Source organism: Mycobacterium sp. (genome assembly GCF_049278535.1).
Lineage (GTDB): Bacteria > Actinomycetota > Actinomycetes > Mycobacteriales > Mycobacteriaceae > Mycobacterium.
The window spans coordinates 1-21,309 of record NZ_JBAPMI010000264.1; the positions used below are offsets into that span (position 1 = coordinate 1).

Sequence of the window (21,309 nt, forward strand, 5' to 3'; positions counted from 1 at the left end):
CCCCAGGCCACAGCCGAGCCGGCACCGCGGCCCGCGGCCGAGTCCGCCCCGGCGGGCGGTTTGACGGGCGGGCCCTACGTCACTCCCCTGGTGCGAAAGCTCGCCGCCGAGAACAACATTGATCTCAGCTCGCTGAACGGAACCGGAGTCGGCGGACGCATCCGCAAACAGGATGTGTTGTCCGCCGCTCAACAGAAGCAAGAAGCAACAACGGCCCCGGCGCCCGCTGCCGCAGCCCAGGCGCCGGCCGTCCCGAAACCAAGCGCACCGACGCCCGCACCCGCGCTGGCCCATCTTCGTGGAACAACGCAAAAGGCCAGCCGGATCCGCCAGATTACGGCGAATAAAACCCGCGAATCGTTGCAGGCGACCGCACAGCTCACTCAGACCCACGAGGTCGACATGACCCGCATCGTCGCGTTGCGGGAAAAGGCCAAAAAGGCGTTCGCCGAACGCGAGGGCGTGAACCTGACCTTCCTGCCGTTTATCGCACGCGCGGCGATCGATGCGCTCAAGACCCACCCCAACATCAACGCCAGCTACAACGAAGGCACGAAGGAGATCACGTACTACGACGCCGAGCATCTGGGCTTCGCGGTAGACACCGACCAAGGTCTGCTCTCCCCCGTCGTGCACAACGCCGGCAACTTGTCGCTGGCCGGGCTGGCACGGGCAATCGCCGACATCGCGGCCCGTGCGCGGTCGGGCAACCTCAAGCCCGACGAGCTGTCCGGCGGAACGTTCACCATCACGAACATCGGCAGTCAGGGCGCGCTGTTCGACACCCCCATCCTGGTGCCGCCGCAGGCCGCCATGCTGGGCACCGGGGCCATCGTCAAACGGCCCCGGGTCGTCGTCGACGAAACCGGCAACGAGTCAATCGGAGTCCGGTCGATCTGCTACCTACCGCTGACTTACGACCACCGGTTGATCGACGGCGCCGACGCCGGACGTTTTCTCACCACGATCAAACATCGCCTCGAAGAAGGCGCGTTCGAGGCCGACCTCGGTCTCTAGGAGGGCTTGAATCGTGGCCAATACCGTCGCGATCGCTGGCTCGTCCGGCCTGATCGGTTCGGCTCTGGTCACGTCGCTGCGCACCGCAGACCACCATGTGTTGCGCATCGTGCGTCGGACGCCGGCGAACGCTAGCGAGCTGCACTGGGATCCCGACAGTGGTGAATTCGACGCCGGCGCACTGCAGGGAGTCGACGCGGTAGTGAACCTGTGCGGCATCAACATCGGGCAGCGACGTTGGTCGGGTGCTTTCAAGCAGAACCTGCGCGACAGCCGGATCACCCCGACCGAAGTGTTATCGACGGCGGTCGCCGACGCGGGCGTAGGGGTGCTCGTCAACGCCAGCGCGGTCGGCTACTACGGCGACACCAAAGATCGCGCGGTCGACGAAACCGCCTCGCCGGGAAAGGGTTTCCTGGCTCAGTTGTGCACGGACTGGGAGGCGGTCACCGCGCCGGCCCGGGACGCCGGCACGCGGGTGGTACTGGCCCGCACCGGCGTGGTGCTTGCCGCGTCCGGCGGTGCGCTGCGCCAGTTGCGGCCACTGTTCTCAGTGGGCCTCGGAGCACGATTGGGCAACGGCCGCCAATACATGTCGTGGATCAGCCTCGAGGACACGGTCCGGGCGCTGCAGTGCGCGCTCGCGGATGACCGGCTTTCCGGGCCAGTGAACGTGACCGGCCCGGCACCTGTCACCAACGCCCAATTCACCGCTGCACTGGGCCGAACGGTCGACCGGCCCACCCCGCTGATGGTGCCGAGCTTCGCGGTGCGCGCCGCGCTCGGCGAGTTCGCCGACGAGACCCTGCTGAGCGGGCAGCGCGCGATCCCCGCCGTGCTGGAACGAACCGGTTTCGAGTTTCACCACAAGACCGTCGGCGAAGCACTGCGATACGCCACCGCGGCGCGCGACGTCGCTTAGGTGCTGTCAGCTTGTCGCCAGGTTCAAGTTGTACCGTTCGCGCTGTGAGTTCGATCCGCTCGAGCACTGCCCCGGTCGACATCCGCCAGATGGACACCGTGGACTACCGCATCGCCTGGCAATTGCAGCAGGAGTTGGCAACGGCCCGCGCCGGCGGCGCCACTGACACGCTGCTCTTGCTCGAACACCCATCGGTATACACCGCCGGCAGGCGTACCGCCGCGCACGAACGTCCTTGCGACGACACGCCCGTCATCGACACCGACCGTGGCGGCAAGATCACCTGGCACGGGCCGGGACAGCTCGTCGGCTACCCGATCATCGGGCTGGCCGAACCGCTCGATGTGGTCAATTACGTCCGGCGCATCGAGGAAGCGCTGATCAAGGTGGGCACCGACGTGGGCCTACAGGTCGGTCGCGTCGACGGCCGCTCCGGAGTGTGGGTGCCCGCCGACGGCGGCAGGCCGGCACGCAAGGTCGCCGCGATCGGGGTGCGGGTGTCGCGGGCGACAACGCTGCACGGCTTCGCGCTCAACTGCGACTGCGACCTCGGCGCGTTCGAGACGATCGTCCCGTGCGGGATCAGCGACGCCGGCGTGACGTCGATCTCGGCCGAACTCGGTCACCGGGTCGGGGTCGCGGACGTGCGGTCCGCGGTGGCCGAAGCGGTCTGCGACGCTCTGGACGGCCGGCTGCCGGTTGATCTGCAGCACACCGCCGCCCGCGTAGCATCGGGGTCGTGACCGTCACCCCCGAAGGTCGGAAACTGCTGCGCCTGGAAGTCCGCAATGCGCAAACCCCGATCGAGCGAAAGCCGCCGTGGATCAGGACCCGGCTGCGGATGGGTCCGGAATACACCGAGCTGAAGAAGCTCGTTCGCCGGGAAGGTCTGCACACCGTGTGCGAGGAAGCCGGCTGCCCCAACATCTACGAATGCTGGGAAGACCGCGAGGCCACCTTCCTGATCGGCGGCGAGGTGTGCAGCCGCCGCTGCGACTTCTGCCAGATCGACACCGGGAAACCCGCGCCGCTGGACCGCGACGAACCACGGCGGGTCGCCGAGAGCGTGCAAGCGATGAGCTTGCGGTACTCCACGGTCACCGGCGTGGCTCGCGACGACCTACCCGACGGCGGTGCCTGGCTTTACGCCGAGACCGTGCGCGCCATCAAGGAACTCAACCCGACGACCGGTGTCGAGCTGCTGATTCCCGACTTCAACGACAATGCGGATCAGCTGCGGCAGGTCTTCGAATCCCGGCCGGAAGTGCTGGCCCACAACCTCGAAACGGTGCCACGGATCTTCAAGCGCATTCGTCCGGCTTTCACCTACCAGCGAAGCCTCGATGTGCTTACCGCGGCAAGGGATTTCGGACTGGTCACTAAGAGCAACCTGATCCTCGGGATGGGCGAGACACCCGATGAGGTACGCGCCGCGCTCACCGATCTGCACGAGGCCGGGTGCGACATCGTCACAATCACCCAGTACCTCCGCCCGTCCGCGCGCCACCACCCGGTCGACCGTTGGGTTCACCCCGACGAGTTCGTCGAACATGCGGAATACGCCGAGGAACTGGGATTCGCCGGCGTGCTGGCCGGTCCGCTGGTGCGCTCGTCATATCGGGCCGGACGGCTCTACCAGCAGGCCAGCCGGCGACGGCAAGAGACGCCCACCGGGCAGCCAGGCTGAGGCCGGCTTTAAGTATTCTTGGCAATTATGGCCAAACCCCGCGATGCCAAGGCAAACAAGGCTGCCCGAGCCGAGGCGAAAGCCACCCGCAAGGCGGCCGCCAAAGAACGCCGCAGCCAGCTCTTGCAGGCATTCAACGTTCAGCGCAAAGAGGACAAGCGGCTGCTGCCCTACATGATCGGCGCGTTCGTGCTGATCGTGGCCATCGCCGTGGCGATCGGAGTGTGGTCCGGCGGGTTTGCCCTGATCTCGATGCCTGCCCTGGGTGTCGTGCTCGGCACCTTGGTGGCGTTCATCATCTTCGGGCGGCGCGCACAGCGGTCGGTGTACAGCAAGGCCGACGGTCAAACCGGGGCCGCCGCCTGGGCGCTGGAGAACCTGCGCGGCAAGTGGCGGGTCACCCCCGGGGTGGCGGCCACCGGACATTTTGACGCCGTGCACCGGGTCCTCGGCCGGCCAGGCGTCATCTTGGTCGGCGAGGGATCGGCCAGCCGGGTCAAGCCGCTGCTCGCCCAGGAGAAGAAGCGCACCGCCCGGCTGGTCGGCGAGATCCCGATCTACGACATCGTGGTCGGCAACGGCGAGGGCGAGGTTCCGCTCGCCAAGCTGGAACGTCATCTCACCAAGCTGCCGGCCAATATCACCGTCAAGCAGATGGACTCGCTGGAGTCGCGGCTCAGCGCGCTGGGTTCGCGGGCCGGCACCGCCGCCATGCCCAAGGGTCCGATGCCGGGCAACGCCAAGATGCGCGGCGTTCAGCGGACTGTCCGCCGCCGCTAGCGGCGGTTTAGCGCCGCACCACCGCCGTGCCGGTCACGCGGTCCTGGATTCCGCGCCCGTCGACGTCGACGAACAGCGCGGGTATGACGAACGCGATCATCACCCCGCGCGCGGCGGCCCGGCCCAGCCCGACGTGCAGCCTTTCGTCGACGGATGCCACCCGCAGGCCCAGCGCCAGCTGGCCCGGGGTGAACTCGAACAGTCGGACCGCCAGCATTCCGAGCACCAGCCAGATCACCAGGACCGCCGTCGACAACGCGCGCAGCGGGATCAGCCCAAGTGTCATGCCGAGGGCCGCAAGACCGTACGCGAGCAGCCAGTCGACCAGTAGCGCCACCAGCCGGCGAGCCATCCGCGCCAACGAACCCGGGCCGTGTTCAGGCAGCCCGAGCGGCTGGCCCGGATACCCCTGCGACGGTCCCGGCTCGACGGGCTCCCCGCCGGCCGGCCGTGGCTGGTTGCTGCGCGTCATCACCCCACAATAGGGTCGGATCCGGCCAGGCTCGGTGGCGTATGGAGGTGTCACGTAACGTCTACGAAACGCAGGGTTGACTCTTGGGCAACACCGCGTCCTTAGCGTCTGGTCGGGCGATCCATTACGGCCACGTAAAGGGTAGCTACCAATGACCGCAGTAAATTCGAAGCTCGCAGCGAAGGAGAGCGCCTCGGTGTCCGAAAAATCGGCCGACGACATCATTAAACTGGCCAAGGACGAGCACGTCGAGTTCGTCGACGTCCGGTTCTGTGACCTGCCAGGCATCATGCAGCACTTCACAATTCCGATTTCGTTCTTCGACGAAAGCGTATTCGAGGACGGCTTGGCCTTCGACGGCTCGTCGATTCGAGGGTTCCAGTCGATCCACGAGTCCGACATGCTGCTCCTCCCCGACCCCGACACGGCGCAGATCGACCTGTTCCGTACGGCGAAGACGCTGAACCTGAACTTCTTCGTGCATGACCCGTTCACTCTCGAGCCGTATTCGCGCGACCCGCGCAACATCGCCCGCAAGGCGGAGAACTACCTGATCAGCACCGGTGTCGCCGACACCGCGTACTTTGGCGCCGAGGCCGAGTTCTACATCTTCGACTCGGTGAGCTTCGACTCGCGTACCAACGGTTCGTTCTATGAGGTGGACGCGATCTCCGGCTGGTGGAACACCGGTGAGCCGGCCGAGAACGACGGCAGCCCCAACCTCGGTTACAAGGTGCGCCCCAAGGGTGGCTATTTCCCGGTTCCCCCCACCGATCACTACGCCGACCTGCGCAACACGATGCTGCAGAACCTGATCACGTCCGGCTTCAGCCTGGAGAAGGGCCACCACGAGGTGGGCACCGGCGGGCAGGCCGAGATCAACTACAAGTTCAACACGCTGTTGCACGCGGCCGACGACATGCAGCTCTACAAATACATCGTCAAGAACACCGCGTGGGCCGAGGGCAAGACCGTCACGTTCATGCCCAAGCCGCTGTTCGGCGACAACGGCTCGGGTATGCACACCCACCAGTCGTTGTGGAAAGACGGCAACCCGCTGATGTACGACGAGACCGGTTACGCCGGCCTGTCCGACACCGCTCGCCACTACATCGGTGGCCTGCTGCACCACGCACCGTCACTGCTGGCCTTCACCAACCCGACGACGAACTCCTACAAGCGCCTGGTTCCCGGCTTCGAGGCGCCGATCAACCTGGTTTACAGCCAGCGCAACCGGTCGGCGTGTGTGCGTATCCCGATCACCGGCACCAACCCGAAGGCCAAGCGACTGGAGTTCCGTTGCCCCGACTCGTCGGGCAACCCGTACCTGGCGTTCTCGGCGATGCTGATGGCCGGCCTGGACGGCATCAAGAACAAGATCGAGCCGCAGACGCCGGTCGACAAGGACCTCTACGAGCTTCCGCCAGAAGAGGCCGCGAACATCCCGCAGGCTCCGACCCAGCTGTCGGCCGTCATCGACCGCCTGGAAGAGGACCACGAATACCTCACCGAGGGAGGCGTTTTCACGCCTGACCTGATCGAAACATGGATCAGCTTCAAGCGTGAGAACGAAATCCTGCCGGTCCAGATCCGGCCGCATCCGTACGAGTTCGCGCTCTACTACGACGTATAAGTCGACGCCGCTACTGCACGAGGCGCGGGCGCTCAATTGAGCGTCCGCGCTTCGGTTAGTTCGGAACGCTATCTATCTTTGATATCGTCATCCCGATGACGTCGGATCGCATCGGCGCCGATGACCATCTCGGTGAGCTACGAGATGCGTTGGCGCAGATGTCTTTCGCGCTGATGGCGGTACTCACCGAGGTCGCTGCCGTGCACGATCTGTCACTCACCCAACTGCGGGTGCTGGGCATCGTGTGGGATCGTGAGCCGACGATGGCCGACCTGGCCACCTACACCGGCCTCGAGCGCTCCACGATCAGCGGCCTGATCGACCGGGCGGCGGCCCGCGGCCTGGTCAGGAAAACCGCCGACCTCCGCGACGGCCGCTCGGTGCGGGTGACCTCACCGAGTCGGCCCGTGACCTGGTACCCGAGATCACCGCGGCCATCGGCGACCGGATCACGCCGCTGACCGGCCGGTTGAGCGTGGGCGAGCAGAAGCGGCTCACCGCACTGTTGACCAAAGCGATCGGAATCTGAAAGTGTTGCAGCACAGCTAAATTCATCTCCGAAGACTTTTCACTACCTCATCCAATCGACACCCGCCTTGACCCGGCGGCGTCCGCGATGCTAAGCAGGTGCTCAGCATTTCGCCGTGGAATGTACGAAAGGGATCAGATGACGCTGCAGACTGTTTTGGATGACATCCGTAAGCGCCCCGGCTCGGGTGAGCTCATCGCGGTCATCGATCCCGCCACCGAGGAGCAGATCACCGAGTTCACCGATTGCGGCGAGGAGGCGGTGGACGAGGCCGTCGCGCGGGCCAAGGCGTCCTTCGAGTCCGGAGTCTGGTCCCAGCTACCTGGCCGTGAGCGGGCCAAGGTCATGTGGCGAATCGCGGATTTGATCGACGAGCACGCCGACGAATTCGCCCAACTGGACTCACTGAACACCGGCATGCCGCTGATGCAGGCGACGCTGCAGATGTCCACGTGTTCGGAGTTCTTCCGCTACTACGCCGGCTGGTGTTCGAAGATCAACGGCGTCGCCTACGACGTAAGGACCGACGGCATCGCCACTGACGCCTACGTGAATATGCACGCATACACGCTGAAAGAGCCCTACGGCGTGGTCGGCCTGATCTTCCCGTGGAACGGCCCGATCTTCAACGCGAGTGCCAAGCTCGCCCCGGCACTGGCCGCCGGCGGCAGCCTGCTCGTCAAACCCGCTGAGGAGACACCACTTTCGGCTCTGCTGCTCGACCGGCTGATCCACGAGGCCGGCGTCCCCGAGGGTGTGGTCAACCTGCTGACCGGCTACGGCCACACCGCTGGCGCGGCGATCACCGCCCACCCGGACGTCGAGAAGGTCGCCTTCACCGGCTCGACCGAGGTCGGCAAGGAGATCGTGCGGGCATCGGCGGACAACCTCAAGAAGGTCACCCTTGAGCTCGGCGGCAAGTCGCCGGTACTGATCTTCGATGACGCCGACCTCGACAAGGCCATCCTGATGGCGTCGCTGGGCATCTTCGTGCACTCCGGTCAGGGCTGTGTCTGCGGGTCGCGAATCTTCGTGCAGCGCAGCGTCTTTGACCGCGTCGTGGAGGGTATCTCGATGATGGCGAACTCGTTCAAGTACGGCGCTCCCAGCGAGGAAGGCTGCGTCAGCGGCCCGTTGATAAGCCAGAAGCAACTGACCCGCGTGATGGGCTTCATCGACGAGGGCAAGAGCAATGGCGTCGAGGTCGTCACCGGCGGTCACCGTCTGGACCGCAAGGGCTACTTCGTCCACCCGACCGTGCTGACCAACGTTGACCCGGCAATGCGCCTCTATCGCGAGGAGATCTTCGGCCCCGTGGTCAGCATCCTGCCGTTCGACGACGAAGACGAGGCCATCGCGATGGCCAACGACACCACCTACGGCCTGGCGGCCACCGCCTACACCGAGAACCTCGGGCGCGCTCACCGGCTCGTCAAGCGCATGCAGGCGGGCAGCGTGCAGGTCAACTGCCAGTTGGTCTTTGACCATGACGTGCCGTTCGGCGGTCACAAGCAATCCGGCTGGGGCCACGAGTTCGGCAAAGAAGGCATCGACATGTACATGAAAACGAAGTCAGTCTGGATGCAGCTCTGAGCACGTATCGTCTGCGCATGGCGCAAACTCTCGAGGCTCGGCTGAATTCGTATCTGCCGACCACCTTGTCAGTGTTTCGGGTGATGTTCGGGCTGCTGTTCCTCAGCCACGGTTTGTCTTCGGTGATCGGCTGGCCGGCCGCCGGTCACGTTGCGCCGGTGGGACAGTGGCCGGATTTCTACGCCGGCTGGATCGAATTGGCCACCGGTGCGCTGATCACCCTCGGGCTTTTCACGCGTGCCGCAGCTTTCTTCGCTTCAGGGGAAATGGCGTTCGCCTACTTCACCGCTCATCTGCCGCACGGGTTCTTTCCGATCAACAACCACGGCGAGGCATCGGTGATGTACTGCTTCGCTTTCCTTTTGCTGATCTTCGCCGGCGGCGGCCCCTATGCACTGGATGCCCATCGCGGTCGGTGGCCGAGGCGCCGAAGTCGATTGCGGCGCTGAGCTTTACCGTACCGTCGCGAAGAACGCACGGACGTCCTCGACGAACAGCTCCGGCTGCTCGAACGCGGCGAAGTGCCCGCCGCGCGGCATCGTCGTCCAGTGCGTGATGTTGTAGGCGGCCTCACACCAGCTTCGCGGGGTGCGCAGGATTTCCTTCGGAAATGCGGCGATTCCGGTCGGTAGTTCCACATGGCCGTCGGTGACAAAGCTGTTGAAGCTCTCCCAATACAAACGGGCTGAGGATGCACCGCTTCCGGTAGCCCAGTACAACATCACGTTGTCGAGCAATTCGTCACGGGTGAACACATTTTCGGGGTTCCCGTCGCAGTCGGCCCACGCCCAGAATTTCTCGACGATCCAGGCGAGTTGGCCCACCGGCGAGTCAGCAAGCCCGTAACCCAGCGTCTGCGGCCGGGTGGATTGCTGCTTGGAGTAGCCAGTTCCCCACTTCCGGTGTTCCACATATGCGGCCAGGGCCTGTTGGTCGTCTTCGCTGACGTCGGTGGACCCTGCCACAGGCTTGGCGATTGGCATGTTCAGGTGGATTCCTGCGCAATGGCCACCGTTGCGCCCGATTTGCGTCGTCACCGCCGCACCCCAGTCACCCCCTTGGGCGCCGTACCGGTCGTAGCCGAGCCGGCCGACCAGGGTCTCCCACGCCTCGGCGATCTTCTGCACGCCCCAGCCGGTATGGGTCGGCCGGCCGGAGAATCCATAGCCGGGCAACGACGGGCAGATCACGTGGAACGCGTCCTCGGCGCGCCCCGACGGGGGGTTGACCAGCGGGTCGATCACCTTGTGGAACTCCACGACCGAGCCCGGCCAGCCGTGCGTGATCACCAGCGGCAGCGCGTCATCGTGCGGCGAACGCTGGTGGATGAAATGAATGTCCAGCCCGTCGATCTCGGTGAGGTGGTGATCGAATCGGTTCAGCGCCGCCTCCCGGGAACGCCAGTCGTAGCCGTCGGCCCAGTAAGCGGCCAACTCGCGGGTGTAGCCCAGCGGGATGCCCTGGCTCCAGTCGTCGACGGTCTCGGATTCCGGCCATCGGGTGCGCTTCAGACGGTCCTGGAGGTCGTCGAGAACGGCAGCGGGGACGTCGATGCGATACGGCCTGATATCGGACATGGCTCTCATCATGCAGGCAGCGGTGATCGCCGAGTGTCACCAGGTCCTTCGGTGACACCGCCGACGCGGTGTCACAGGATGTGCCGAGGTGACCTGCCCATGTAGTAGCCAATCGGGAAGGACATCTCGATCACCCGAAGTTGATCGTGAGCTTTCGACTCGAGCTCGAGAACAACGCAGCTCTCGTCGAACGCCTTCGACTCCAGGACGGTGTAGTGCTGACCGCTCCCGTGTACGTCGGTAATCGGGTCACCTGACCGCAACGCCTCCACGGGCACCAGTTCGGGGTTGCCGTTTAGCTCCACCCTCGTCACGTTAGGCCCATCACGCGGGCGGCGGAACATTTTGACGTCCCTGGCGCCGATCACCCGTCGAGAAGGAGGTCCTTGCGAAACCTTTTCATCCCGTCGATCTTCTCCTCGAGCGTGGCTTCCGGCCCGGAGTAGAACATCCACGGCATGGTGAGAATCCCGGTGATGCCGGCATCCTGCGCGCGCTGGTAGTCGGCGATCGTGAGGGCGTCGGTGAGCGGCGTGAGAATGGTGAAATCGTCCATCGACAGCCCGTTTTCGGCTCGCAGTTCGCGCAGCCGGGCCGCCGACGCGATAGCGCGGTCGGTGTTGATCAGGTCGCCGATCCATCCGTCGTATCGTGCCGCGCGGCGCAACGCGATATCACTGAGCCCACCAACGTAGATCGGGATCCGCGGCGGCGTCGGCTGCATCTCCAGCTTCGGGGTCTGGTAGAACTCGCCATCGAATTCCGTCCAGTCCGGCGACCACAGGGTCCGCATCAGATCGAGCATCTCGTCCGTGCGTTTGCCACGGGCGGAAAAGCGTTGCTCCATCAAGTCGAACTCTTCTTCACACCAGCCGACACCGATGCCGAGCTCTACCCGCCCGTCGGCGAGACACGCCGCAGTGCCAATGGCTTTGGCCGCCGAATAGGGATTGCGCATGGCCGGGATGTAGACCGTGGTGACGAACCGCAACCGCGTGGTGACCTGCGCGAGTGCGCCGGCCAGCACCCAGGGGTCGGGCCATTCGGTGAACGCTTGCCAGCGCCGCTGCCCGTCCTTGGTATAGGGGTACGGGGTTTTCAGGGTCTCCAGGTTGACGATGTGATCGGGGATCCCGATGCCGTCGTAGCCGAGGTCGTCGGCGGCCTTGGCGACCTCGACGATCTCGCGGGTATCCAGAAATGCGCTGCTGACGTAGAACTTCATTCGGCGTCCCGCGCCCAGGCCGGCTTGATGAAGATGCCCTCCGCTTCGACGGTGATCCCTTCGGCATCGGAAAGATGGCCGGACACAAAGGATTTCACTCCTTCGGTGCGCTCGACGGCGGCGTCGGCCCGAAGCCTGCCCAACGGAGTGCCACGGACGAACCGCAGGGTGAGGGTTCCGGTGAACAGCGGCTTGGTCAGTCCCGCGCTGGCGGCCTCGCCGAGCACGTGGTCGAGCACCAACGCGCAGACGCCACCGTGCACCAGTCCCGGCGGGCCCTCGTAGGCGGAGTTGAGGGTGAACTCGCTCCAGCAGCGGGTGTCGTCGTCGTGGTGGATGGTCAGCGGCGGGGCGATCGCGTTGCGCAGGCCGATCACCGCGTTGCTCCACACCACCGGGCGGCCCCCGACCGCGTAGCGCACCACCTGCGAGTCGTCCTGCTGCCTGCTACGCAGCACATCGGACGCCGTTCGGATTGCGGCCCGGACGGCGTCGATGGAATCGGGCTCGGCGTCGGTGCGCAGCGCCAACTCGATCAGCTCGCGGACGTCGTCAGTCAGCGGACCGTAGAGTGCGGCCAGCCGATCATGTTCGTCGGCGCTCATCACCTTGTAGGGGATCTTGGCGTCCAACCCCGCCTCCTGGCGCTTGTGGCCTTTGTCAACAGCCGACCGTTGCTTCTTTACTAACACCGAGGTGTTCGGCGTATTGCGGCCGGGCCGACTTATTCGTCAAAGATCTTGTGCACGATGGCTTTTGCGCGCCGAGTCACGCGCAGGTAGTTGTCCAAGAACTCGCCGCCGTCCCCGTTCTTGGCCCAGCCGGCCGCGACGGCGACGGTGTTGAGCAGGCGTCCGGGCCCGGGCAACTGGTCGGTGGGTTTGCCGCGGACCAGCACAAGCGCGTTGCGGGCCCGGGTCGCGGTCAACCACGCCTCCCGCAACAGGTCGGCGTCCTCGGTCGTGATCAGCGCCGCTTCGGCGGCGGCATCCAGGCTCTCCAGCGTCGAGGTGTTGTGCAGCGCCGCAATTTCACTGGCGTAGCGCAATTGCAGCAGCTGCACGGTCCACTCGATGTCGGCAAGTCCCCCGCGCCCCAGCTTGGTGTGCGTTTTCGGGTCGGCGCCGCGCGGCAGCCGCTCGGAGTCGACGCGCGCCTTCATCCGCCGGATCTCGAGGACCGCTTCAGCGGACACCCCGCCGGCGGGGTAGCGAATCTTGTCAGCCATGTGCAGGAACCGCCGACCCAGATCCGCGTCACCGGCGACGGCGTCGGCCCGCAGCAGCGCCTGGATCTCCCACGACTGCGCCCACTGCCCGTAGTAAGCCTCGTACGACGCGAGCGTACGGACCAGCGGACCGCTGCGGCCCTCGGGCCGAAGATTGGCGTCGACCTCCAAGGGCGGGTCGGCGCTGGGGGTTCCCAGCAGCGCGCGGATCTGCTCGGCCACCGTGATCGCCCAGCGCACCGCGTCGGAATCCTGCGCGCCCTCAGTCGGTTCGCAGACGAACAGCACGTCGGCATCGGACCCGTAGCCCAGCTCGCGGCCACCGAGCCGGCCCATTCCTATCACCGCGATGGCGGCCGGGACTTGGCCGCTTTCCGGAAGGTTGGCCCGGATCACCGCGTCCAGGGCAGCCTGCAGGACCGCGACCCACACTGCGGTAAGCGCGGCGCACACGTCGGTGACGTCGAGCATGCCCAGCAGATCGGCCGACGCCACCCGGGCCAGCTCGCGGCGGCGCAGCGAACGCGCAATCGCGATGGCGCGAACCGGATCGCTTTGGCGGCCCGCGGAGGCCACCAGCGCACCACCCACCGACTCGGGGTTGGCCTCTAGCAGCTTGGGTCCTGAGGGCCCGTCGCTGTAATTCTGGACGACTTCCGGTGCGCGCATCAGGAGGTCGGGTACATACGCCGACGTTCCGAGCACATGCATCAATCGCTTGGCCACCGAGGGCTTGTCGCGCAACGTGGACAGATACCACCGTTGGGTGACCATCACCTCGCTGATCCGGCGGTATGCAAGCAGACCGCCGCCCGGATCGGGGGTATCCGAGAGCCAGTCAAGCAGTCTGGGGAGCAGCACCGACTGCACCCGGCCGCGGCGACCGCTCTGGTTGATCAATGCGGACAGATGGGTCAGCGCGCTTTGCGGGGCCTCGTAGCCCAGTGCGGCCAGCTGACGCTCCGCGGCCGCCGGCGTCATGCCCTGGGAGAACTCCAGGCCTTCTGGCGCAAGCGATTCCAGCAGCGGCTGGTAAAACAGCTTGGCGTGCAGCCGTGACACCCGCAGATGGTGGCGTTTCAGATCGTCGCGCAGCACGCCCAGCGCATCGTGGCTGCCGTCGGGCCGAACGTGGGCCGCCCGCGCCAGCCAACGCATCGCCTCGTCATCGTCGAACGCCGGCAACAGGTGTGTGCGTTTGAGGCGCTGCAGTTGCAGCCGGTGCTCGAGCAGGCGGAGAAACTCATACGACGCAGTCAGATTCGCGGTGTCGTCGCGGCCGACGTAGCCGCCGGCGCCCAGCGCGGCCAACGCGTCGACCGTCGACGCCACGTGCAGCGACTCGTCGGTGCGTCCGTGCACCAACTGCAAGAGCTGCACGGCGAATTCGACATCGCGCAACCCGCCGCTGCCAAGCTTGAGCTCGCGGTTGCGGACATCCGCCGGCACCAGTTGCTCAACCCGTCGCCGCATCGCCTGGACCTCGCTGACGAAATCCTCACGCTCGCAGGCATTCCACACCATCGGCATCAACGTGTCGATGTACTGCTTGCCCAGTTCGGCGTCGCCGGCGGCGGGACGGGCTTTCAGCAACGCCTGAAACTCCCAGGTCTTGGCCCACTGTTGGTAATAGGCGGCATGCGAGTCGAGCGTGCGGACCAGCTCGCCGTGCCGGCCTTCCGGTCGCAGTCCGGCGTCCACCTGGAAGAAGGCGTCCGAGGCCAGCCGCATCATCTCGCCGGCAATTCGCGCCGATACCGGGTCGGCGGGCTCGGCTACAAAGATCACATCGACGTCGCTGACGTAATTCAGTTCGCGCGCACCGCATTTGCCCATCGCGATGACCGCGACCCGGGGCGGAGTGCCGTCCCCGCACACGGTGAGCTCGGCGACGGACAGCGCAGCCGCCAACGCAGCGTCGGCCATGTCAGCCAGGTGGGTGCCGACCGCCCGAAACGACAGCACCGGCTCGTTCTCGACCGTCGGCGCCAGATCAAGCGCGGCCAGCACCAGCAGCCGGTCGCGGTACAGCGAACGCAGCCGCCACACCACCGACCCTGCGGCACTTGGCGGCTCAGCGACGCACTCGGCGAACGCGGCGCGCAACTGCTCGGCGGAAGGCAGCCGCACAGCACCGTGCAACAGCCGCCATGCCTGTGGGTTGGCGACGAGGTGGTCTCCCAGCGTCAGCGACGATCCGAGCACACCAAACAATCGGCCGCGCAAGCCGCGTTCAGTGGCCAGTGCCGCGTTGAGCTCATCCCAGCCGTCGCCGAGCGCCTCGGCCAGCCGTACCGTCGCGCATAGTGCCGCGTCGGCGTCCGGCGCGCGCGACAGCGACCACAACACCTCGACGCATTCTTCGGTATTCCAACCCAGCTGAGCCAAATTCGCACTTGCGCGGTCATCGACCAACCCGAGCCGGCCGACGCTGGGCACCTTCGGCCGTTCCGTCACGGGTTGATTCACGCTCTCGACGGTAGCGCAGATTTACCCGGTCGTTGTACGGGCCGTCGACACCGGCTACAGCGAAAGGTAGGTCTTCAGCTCATACGGCGTGACATGGCGACGGTAGTTCGCCCACTCGGCGCGCTTGTTGCGCAGGAAGAAGTCGAAGACGTGCTCCCCCAGCGCTTCTGCGACGAGCTCGGAGCTTTCCATCGCCCGTAACGCTTCGTCGAGGCTGGAGGGCAGCTCGCGGTAACCCATCGCGCGCCGCTCCACCGGCGTGAGGTCCCAGACGTTGTCCTCGGCCTGGGGGCCCAGGACGTACCCCTTCTCCACGCCGCGCAACCCGGCCGCCAAAAGTACGGCGAAAGCCAGGTAAGGATTGCATGCGCTGTCCGGGCTGCGCACCTCGATGCGCCGCGACGAGGTCTTGTGTGGGCTGTACATCGGGATGCGGACCAGCGCCGACCGGTTGGCCGCACCCCATGAGGCGGCGGTGGGCGCCTCGCCGCCGAGCACCAGGCGCTTGTAGGAGTTGACCCACTGGTTGGTGACGGCGCTGATCTCGCTGGCGTGCTCGAGGATCCCGGCGATGAAGGACTTGGCGACATCGGAGAGCTGCAACGGGTCGTCCGGGCTGTGGAACGCGTTGACCTCACCCTCGAACAGGCTCATGTGGGTGTGCATGGCCGAGCCGGGATACTCACCGAACGGCTTGGGCATAAACGTTGCCCGTGATCCCTCGTTCAGCGCAACCTCTTTGATGACGTAGCGAAATGTCATCACGTTGTCGGCCATCGACAACGCGTCGGCGAAGCGGAGGTCGATCTCCTGTTGGCCCGGCGCGCCTTCGTGGTGGCTGAATTCCACCGAGATGCCCATAGATTCCAGGGAGTCGATGGCGTGCCGGCGAAAGTTGGAGGCGCTGTGCACGGCCTGGTCGAAGTAGCCGGCATTGTCGGCCGGAACCGGCACGGATCCGTCTTCGGGGCCGGGTTCCAACAGGAAGAACTCGATCTCGGGATGCACGTAGCAGGAGAAGCCCAAGTCGTTGGCTTTACCTAGCTGGCGGCGCAGGACGTGGCGCGGGTCGGCCCACGACGGCGAGCCATCGGGCATGGTGACGTCGCAGAACATCCGTGCCGAGTGGTGATGGCCGCTACGAGTTGTCCACGGCAGCACCTGAAAGGTCGACGGGTCAGGATGCGCTACGGTGTCGGATTCCGAGACTCGGGCAAAGCCCTCGATGGATGACCCGTCAAAGCCGATGCCTTCCTCGAAGGCACCCTCAAGTTCGGCCGGCGCAATCGCGACCGACTTGAGGAAACCGAGAACGTCGGTGAACCACAGACGGACGAATCGGATGTCCCGTTCCTCCAACGTGCGGAGCACGAATTCCTTTTGTCGATCCATAACTGGAACAGTATGCATCCACCGTTAAATTTGTGTTACCAGCGCGGCTTAACACCTTAAGTTTCCCGGCGCTGCGCCGTCGACCAGATAGCGCACCACTGCGCCGTCGACGCAGTCATTCCCGTTGAACGTCACCGTATGTTGTGTTCCCTCGAAGGTGATCAGGTCGGCCCCGAGTTGGTGGGCCAAGTTGACGCCGGCTTCGTACGGAGTGGCCGGGTCATGGGTGGTGGACACGACCACGACTTTGCCGGGCGCTACCGGCGCGGCCGGCTGCGGCGACGACGTCGCGGGCACCGGCCACAGCGCACAGAGGTCGCGCGGCGCGTGACCGGTGAACTGCCCGAAGGAGGTGAACGGCGCCACCTGGCGGATACGCCGATCCGCATCGGCCCACGCCGCCGGATCGGTCGGCTCGGGCGCATCGACGCAGCGGATCGCGTTGAACGCGTCCTGCGAACTGTTGTAGTGCCCCTTGGCGTCGCGGCCGTAGTACTCGTCGGCAAGCGTCAGCAGATCGCCGGGATCGGTGCCGCGTCGCAGACCGAGCAGGCCACTGGTGAGGAATTTCCAGAACTGCGGGGTGTACAACGCATTGATGGTGCCCGTCGTCGCATCGGCATAACCGAGGCCCCGCGGATCCGAAGTGGCCGCGGGTTTGGTCACCAATGGGTCGATGAGCTGGTGGTAACGGACGTTCCACTGGGTCGGATCGGTGCCCAGCGGGCAGTCCGATGAGCGGGCGCAATCGGCGGCGTAGTCATTGAACGCGGTCTGGAACCCGGCCTGCTGGTTGATCAGCTCGTCGATAGGGCCGACGGCAGGGTCGATCGCCCCGTCGAGAACCATCGCGCGCACGTGGTCGCCGAAGCGCTCGACGTACGCGGTGCCCAACTCGGTGCCGTAGCTGTAGCCCAGGTAATTGATCTGAGCGTCGCCAAGCGCCTGCCGCACCGAATCCATGTCCCGTGCGGCCGAAGCGGTTCCGATGTTCTCCAAGAAGGCCGACCCATTGCGGGCGGCACAGCGCTGAGCTATCTGCCGGTACACCTGCTCGATGTGCGCCACGCCCTGCGGGCTGTAGTCGACCATCGGTTCGCGCCGGTAGGCGTCGAACTCGGCGTCGGTTTGGCAGCGGACTTTCGGCGTGGAGTGGCCGACGCCGCGTGGATCGAAGCCGACCAGGTCAAACCGCTGAGTGACCTCGGAGCCGGCCAGCTGTGGACCCATCGAGGCGACCATGTCGACTGCCGAAGCCCCCGGCCCACCCGGGTTGACCAGCAGCGCTCCGATCCGCGGGCCCGTCGCCGGGATACGAATGACCGCGAGTTGCACTTGCCCGCCGGCCGGATTCGCGTAGTCGACCGGAACCGCGACGGTTCCGCATTGCGCGGTTGGCACGTCGCCGGGGCTTCGCAGAACCTCGCCGCAACTCCCCCAGTTCGGTGGTGACGCCGACGACGGCTGCGGCGCCCCCGAGCTGGGCGTGGGACCCGCGTCGTATCCCGGCGTCGCGCCCGTCATCGGAGGCAAGGCGATAGCCGTCGCCATCGCCAACCCGAATGAAAGCAGCGCAGAGCTCAGCAGTCTCATGCGCCACATGGCAGTCAATCGTGGCATGCGTCGGCCACAGGCCGTGATCCCATTGGTCACACCTTGATCTCGTTATTTACCGCGGGGTCTACGTTTCGTTCTCGAAGCGGACCGACGGCGGCGCTAACACTTAGCCCCCTTGGACGGCACTGTACCGCTGACGATGTAGGCCGTCGCATAGTCGTCGATGCAGCTGTTGCCCTGGAACACCACGGTGTGCTGCGTGCCGTCGAACGTGAGCAGCCCGCCATGCAGCTGATTCGCCAGTTCTACGCCGGCTTGATACGGAGTCGCCGGGTCGTGGGTGGTGGACACCACCAGCGTCGACGCCAGGCCGTGTGCCGTGACGATGTGCGGTTTGCTCGTCGGCGGAACCGGCCAGAAGGCGCAGGTGGCCAGCGGGGCGTCGCCGGTGAACTTCCCGTAGTTCATGAACGGCGCGACCTCACGTGAGCGGCGGTCCTCGTCGATGACCTTGGCCCGGTCCCTGACCGGCGGCTGGTCCACACAGTTGACCGCAACCCGAGCGTCGGTGGAGTTGGAGTAGTGGCCGTGTTTGTCGCGACGCATATATAGGTCGGCCAATTCGAGCAGCACGTCGCCGCGGTGGTGGGACAGCTCGGTCAACCCGGACGTCAGGTGATGCCAGAACGTCGGCGAATACAGCGCCATGATGGTCCCGATGATGGCGTCGCTGTAACTCAGGCCGCGCGGATCCCTGGTCCGTGCCGGCTTTCCGATCGTCGGGTTGTTCTTGTCCACGAGCGGATAGACCAGATGGTGATAGACATCAACGGCTTTGGCCGGGTCGGTGCCCAGTGGGCAGGTGGGTGACTTGGCGCAGTCTTTGGCGTAGTCGTTGAACGCGTCCTGAAAACCCTTGGCCTGCCGCAGATCTGACTCGACCGGGTCGGTGTTGGGGTCGATTGCGCCGTCGAGGATCATCGCCCGGACGTTCTTCGGAAACGCCTCGGCGTACGCCGAGCCGATCCGTGTGCCATAGGAATAGCCCAGGAACGTCAGCTTGCTGTCCCCCAACGCTTCCCGGATGGTGTCCAAGTCGCGGGCGACGTTGTCGGTCCCGACGTTTGCCAGGAATTTCTTGCCCATCTTGGCCACGCAGCGGTCGACGTACTCCTTGGTCTCCTCCTCCATGTGCGCCACGCCCGCCGGGCTGTAGTCGGCTTGTGTTTCGGTGCGCAGCCGGTCGTTGTCGGCGTCGGAGTTGCACCAGATCGCCGGTCGCGACGCCGCCACCCCGCGCGGGTCGAAGCCGACCAGATCGAAGCGTTCCCGGACCTGCTGCGGCAACGACTGGACGATCCCGAGCGCCGCCTCGATGCCGGACTCCCCCGGGCCACCGGGATTGATGACCAGCGAACCGACCTTGTCTCCGGTCGCCGGGAAGCGAATCAGTCCCAGCGTGGCAGCGTCACCGCCGCGGTGCCGGTAGTCGACGGGGACAGCGAGCTTGCCGCACTGCGCGCCACCCGGGAGCTTCACGGCCGCCCCGCCGGCAACCCGGCACGGCCCCCACTCGATCGGCTGGCCGACCTTCGGACCGGCAAGCACCGCGCGACCCTTGACGACCTGCGTGCAGCCGGCCACCGTCACCGCGGTGACCGCCATCACGGTCCAGATCAGCATCGTGCGCGCGATCTTGCCGCGGCGAGGGGTCCCCATGCCCAACATGCTGCCATGGGTCAGCACGGGCTTCCCGCCGCTGGGGCGGCTAACGTGTCGCGAGCAGCAGTTCTTCCATGCCGACCGCGAAGTCGTCGGCCAGTTCCCATAGGTCCGGCAACAGTTCCGGGCAGGCGATGATCCCGACGTCGAGTTTGCCGGTCAGCGACATCACGGTGATATTCAATCCTGAGCCCTGGAAGATCGGCCCCAGCGGATACATCGCCTTGACCTCACTGCCCAGGAAGTACAGCGGCACCTGCGGCCCGGGCACGTTGGAGATCACCAGATTGTGCACCGGGATGCGCTTGGTGAGGCTGGTCCGAGCGTAGGCCCGCATCGCCACACCGAATACCGCAGGCGCGGCGAACTGCGACCAGTCCTGCAGCAGCGTCGCTTTTATCGCCGAACTATGTTGCTTGGCAACCGAATTCGCGTCAGCAATAGCCTTGATCCGCGCCACCGGGTCGGCGATGTGCGTCTGCAGGCTGGAGAACATACCCGAAACCTGATTGCGCCCAGGCCGATCCGACTTGCCGTGTACCGACACCGGCACCATCGCCACCAACGACGAGTCCGGCAATTCGCCACGGTCGAGCAGGAATTGACGCAGGACGCCGGACACCAGGGCCATCACCACGTCGTTGACCTTGACGCCGAAGTAGTCCTTGACCTTCTTGATGTCTCCGAGGTCCAACTGCGCGTAGGCGATGTTGCGGTGCGGGGTGATGCTGTCATTGAACGCTGTCCGCGGGGCGCTGAATGGCGGTGCCATGGTCTGCCCGCTGCGCGCCCGCAATACCGTCTTGACCACTGTCGATGCGGTGTCAGTCAGGGCGTTGGCAAAGCGCAGCGGCCTGGCCGCGAACTTGACCGCACCCGTCAACGCGATCTCGAACTCGTTGGCGCCCCCGACGCCTTCGACCGGGTCGGGCGCGGGCGCGTCCGCCTCGGTGCTGCACAGCTGGGACATCAAGTTGGCGCCGGTCACGCCGTCCACTGCGGCGTGGTGCACCTTGGTCATGACCGCCAGCCGGCCACCCTGATGGGCGTCGGTGCCGGCCACACCTTCGATCACCCACATCTCCCACAGCGGGCGGGTGCGATCCAGCGGCAACGACGCGATGTGGCCGCAGATCTCGGCCAGCTCATTACGCCCACCCGGTGGCGGCAGCCCGATCCGGTGCAGGTGTCGGTTCACATCAAAGTGGTTGTCGTCCACCCAAACCGGATGATCAAGATTGAGCGGGCTATCGGCCAGCTTCTCGCGAAACTGGGGCATTGCCTTGATGCGCAACGCCAATTCGTCGCGCATTCGGTGGAAGGTGTAGCCGCCCGGCATCGTCGAGGTGTCGAGCTCCAGAATCGAGCAAACATGCAGCGGCTGCGCTGGGGTCTCCAGGTACAGGAAGCTGGCGTCGAGTCCGCTGAGGCGCTGCATTTGCCGATGGTATGTCCGCTTTCCCAGGGCGGCGGACGAATGACCCGATGCATAACGGTGTGAGGAAG

The 21,309-nt window shown here is 65.6% G+C and carries 19 protein-coding genes; 9 read left to right on the forward strand and 10 right to left on the reverse strand.

Annotation, left to right across the window (positions count from 1 at the left end):
- The 5 genes from sucB to WAO18_RS17675 all read left to right on the forward strand — a co-directional run.
- Positions 1–1,017 (forward strand): 2-oxoglutarate dehydrogenase, E2 component, dihydrolipoamide succinyltransferase (gene sucB, locus WAO18_RS17655; protein ID WP_422207527.1); only part of this gene is annotated, 1,017 nt, incomplete at its 5' end.
- Between the two features lie 10 nt (positions 1,018–1,027).
- Positions 1,028–1,939, forward strand: a complete 912-nt coding sequence (locus tag WAO18_RS17660; RefSeq protein ID WP_422207549.1) for a TIGR01777 family oxidoreductase — start codon at positions 1,028–1,030, stop codon at positions 1,937–1,939.
- Positions 1,940–1,983: 44 nt separating this feature from the next.
- The gene (lipB, locus tag WAO18_RS17665) at positions 1,984–2,682 is read left to right on the forward strand and encodes a lipoyl(octanoyl) transferase LipB (RefSeq protein ID WP_422207528.1); all 699 of its coding nucleotides are present in this window, start codon (positions 1,984–1,986) and stop codon (positions 2,680–2,682) included.
- On the forward strand, positions 2,679–3,626 hold the full coding sequence (lipA, locus tag WAO18_RS17670) for a lipoyl synthase (protein ID WP_422207529.1): 948 nt from the start codon (positions 2,679–2,681) through the stop codon (positions 3,624–3,626). Before lipB ends, lipA begins: the two co-directional genes overlap by 4 nt.
- Positions 3,627–3,653: 27 nt before the next feature.
- A complete protein-coding gene (locus WAO18_RS17675; protein ID WP_422207530.1) occupies positions 3,654–4,406 on the forward strand; it encodes a DUF4191 domain-containing protein in 753 nt (250 codons plus the stop codon).
- A gap of 7 nt (positions 4,407–4,413) precedes the next feature.
- Here the strand turns inward: WAO18_RS17675 and WAO18_RS17680 are convergent, their stop codons facing one another.
- Positions 4,414–4,878, reverse strand: a complete 465-nt coding sequence (locus WAO18_RS17680) for an RDD family protein (RefSeq protein ID WP_422207531.1) — start codon at positions 4,876–4,878, stop codon at positions 4,414–4,416.
- A gap of 196 nt (positions 4,879–5,074) precedes the next feature.
- Between WAO18_RS17680 and glnA the strand changes: the two genes are divergently transcribed.
- From glnA to WAO18_RS17700, 4 genes are all read left to right on the forward strand, one after another.
- Positions 5,075–6,511 carry a type I glutamate--ammonia ligase gene (glnA, locus tag WAO18_RS17685; RefSeq protein WP_422207532.1) on the forward strand — a complete coding sequence of 479 codons (1,437 nt, stop codon included), beginning with the start codon at positions 5,075–5,077 and terminating at the stop codon, positions 6,509–6,511.
- A 95-nt stretch (positions 6,512–6,606) separates the two neighbouring features.
- On the forward strand, positions 6,607–6,972 hold the full coding sequence (locus tag WAO18_RS17690) for a MarR family winged helix-turn-helix transcriptional regulator (RefSeq protein ID WP_422207533.1): 366 nt from the start codon (positions 6,607–6,609) through the stop codon (positions 6,970–6,972).
- A gap of 206 nt (positions 6,973–7,178) precedes the next feature.
- Entirely contained in the window at positions 7,179–8,633 is a 1,455-nt protein-coding gene (locus tag WAO18_RS17695) for an aldehyde dehydrogenase family protein (protein WP_422207534.1), read from the forward strand.
- Between the two features lie 17 nt (positions 8,634–8,650).
- Positions 8,651–9,082: a DoxX family protein gene (locus WAO18_RS17700; protein WP_422207535.1), complete on the forward strand. Its 432-nt coding sequence runs from the start codon at positions 8,651–8,653 to the stop codon at positions 9,080–9,082.
- Between the two features lie 3 nt (positions 9,083–9,085).
- Here the strand turns inward: WAO18_RS17700 and WAO18_RS17705 are convergent, their stop codons facing one another.
- The 9 genes from WAO18_RS17705 to WAO18_RS17745 form a co-directional block, all read right to left on the reverse strand.
- Positions 9,086–10,201 (reverse strand): epoxide hydrolase family protein, encoded by a 1,116-nt coding sequence (locus WAO18_RS17705; RefSeq protein ID WP_422207550.1) that lies wholly within the window; start codon positions 10,199–10,201, stop codon positions 9,086–9,088.
- An 80-nt stretch (positions 10,202–10,281) separates the two neighbouring features.
- On the reverse strand, positions 10,282–10,515 hold the full coding sequence (locus WAO18_RS17710; RefSeq protein WP_422207536.1) for a hypothetical protein: 234 nt from the start codon (positions 10,513–10,515) through the stop codon (positions 10,282–10,284).
- Positions 10,516–10,574: 59 nt separating this feature from the next.
- Complete coding sequence (locus tag WAO18_RS17715) at positions 10,575–11,435, reverse strand: TIGR03619 family F420-dependent LLM class oxidoreductase (RefSeq protein ID WP_422207537.1); 861 nt, start codon at positions 11,433–11,435, stop codon at positions 10,575–10,577.
- Entirely contained in the window at positions 11,432–12,067 is a 636-nt protein-coding gene (locus WAO18_RS17720; protein WP_422207538.1) for a PaaI family thioesterase, read from the reverse strand. The genes WAO18_RS17715 and WAO18_RS17720 overlap by 4 nt, the downstream gene beginning before the upstream one ends.
- A 92-nt stretch (positions 12,068–12,159) precedes the next feature.
- On the reverse strand, positions 12,160–15,132 hold the full coding sequence (locus WAO18_RS17725) for a bifunctional [glutamine synthetase] adenylyltransferase/[glutamine synthetase]-adenylyl-L-tyrosine phosphorylase (RefSeq protein ID WP_422207539.1): 2,973 nt from the start codon (positions 15,130–15,132) through the stop codon (positions 12,160–12,162).
- Positions 15,133–15,186: 54 nt separating this feature from the next.
- On the reverse strand, positions 15,187–16,524 hold the full coding sequence (locus tag WAO18_RS17730; RefSeq protein WP_422207540.1) for a glutamine synthetase family protein: 1,338 nt from the start codon (positions 16,522–16,524) through the stop codon (positions 15,187–15,189).
- 48 nt (positions 16,525–16,572) lie between these two features.
- Positions 16,573–18,126 (reverse strand): alpha/beta hydrolase, encoded by a 1,554-nt coding sequence (locus tag WAO18_RS17735; protein ID WP_422207541.1) that lies wholly within the window; start codon positions 18,124–18,126, stop codon positions 16,573–16,575.
- A 114-nt stretch (positions 18,127–18,240) separates the two neighbouring features.
- Positions 18,241–19,800: an alpha/beta hydrolase gene (locus WAO18_RS17740; protein ID WP_422207542.1), complete on the reverse strand. Its 1,560-nt coding sequence runs from the start codon at positions 19,798–19,800 to the stop codon at positions 18,241–18,243.
- Between the two features lie 49 nt (positions 19,801–19,849).
- Positions 19,850–21,241, reverse strand: coding sequence for a WS/DGAT/MGAT family O-acyltransferase (locus WAO18_RS17745; protein ID WP_422207543.1), 1,392 nt, complete (start codon positions 21,239–21,241; stop codon positions 19,850–19,852).
- Between the last annotated feature and the right edge of the window lie 68 nt (positions 21,242–21,309).